1 protein-coding gene is annotated in these 1,186 nt (G+C 39.4%); it reads right to left on the reverse strand.

Annotated elements, in window-relative coordinates; translation table 11 throughout:
- A partial coding sequence (locus tag WD019_RS21645) for a phospholipase D-like domain-containing protein (protein ID WP_425712811.1) occupies positions 1–1,171 on the reverse strand: 1,171 nt, incomplete at its 3' end.
- Positions 1,172–1,186 lie beyond the last annotated feature (15 nt).

Genomic DNA, 1,186 nt, shown 5'->3' on the forward strand with positions numbered 1-1,186 from the left:
TGTGGCGAGGAACCAGCAATCTTACGTGCACACCACGAGCCACAGCTGTCTTTAATGCCATGATAATATCTGTTTCTGGTACAAAGTAGGGTGTTGTTATATCAATAGTTTTGGTCGCCTGTGTTATACATATAAAGTAAGCTTGACGAATAACTGGGGTAGGAATTCCAGGGTTTCCTTCCAACGTATGGATGTACGCTTTTTGCAATTCTCCTGTCTTTGTTCGGGTATTGTCTGTTTTACCTTCTATAGGCCATAACTCAGATCCTAATTCGGCAGACCATCTTGAAAGATCTATGCTGCCGGTTGGATTGATTTCCTTTGATTTATATTTTGGGATTTTAGTGGCCTTTTTCGTTGCCTCAGATTTTGTTTTTGACTTTATCCGTTCTGGTACAGCGATATTCCAATGAACGTCGAAGATAGTCTGCAAGTCGCCTGTTGCTTCCCCTATAATTTGTAAATGAGTGTCCCTCCAAAATCCTACGTCTGGCTTTAATCCTGTATATTCACACCCAACGTTCATACCGCCAGTAAAGGATTCCTTTCTGTCAATCGTGACAATCTTACAATGATCCCGATAATTCCAATTGGACAAAATCCAGGGAAAGCTTAAAGGAAATATTGTCCGACATTCTATCCCTGCTTCCACCATCTGAAGAATTTTTTGACGCGGAAATTTTTTACTCCCCCAACCATCTCTAATAAAACGAACCCGCACTCCATTTACTGCTTTTTCGATCAGCAGTTCTGTGATGCGATTACCAATTTGATCGTTCCGATAGATGAAATATTCCAGATCAATGGTTTTTTGGGCTTTTTGTAGGGATTCGATAAGTTGTTCATATTTTGCTATTCCATTGTTTAGTACTTGGACTTTGCCGACTCGAAGCCCGCCTACAGTAAAATACCTTAAAGCATCGGCGATTATCGATGCTGAATCACTATATGTATCAGGTAACTTTTCAGACTCATTATGAGAAGAGGTCAATCTTTTACGCTGAATAAGCTTGGGATTTGATATGCTAAGATATAGTAAGAAACCAATGACAGGCAAAACAAGGACGATTACTATCCAATTCAAAGCTTTGGTTGGCCGACGAACTTCCCAAATTGCTATGAATAAGATAAAGAACGTATTTAACAAGTATAGATAAAAAATCCACTCCAACTAAAATTCCTCCTT

This window comes from Fictibacillus sp. Mic-4, assembly GCF_049843615.1.
GTDB lineage: Bacteria > Bacillota > Bacilli > Bacillales > Fictibacillaceae > Fictibacillus_A > Fictibacillus_A gelatini.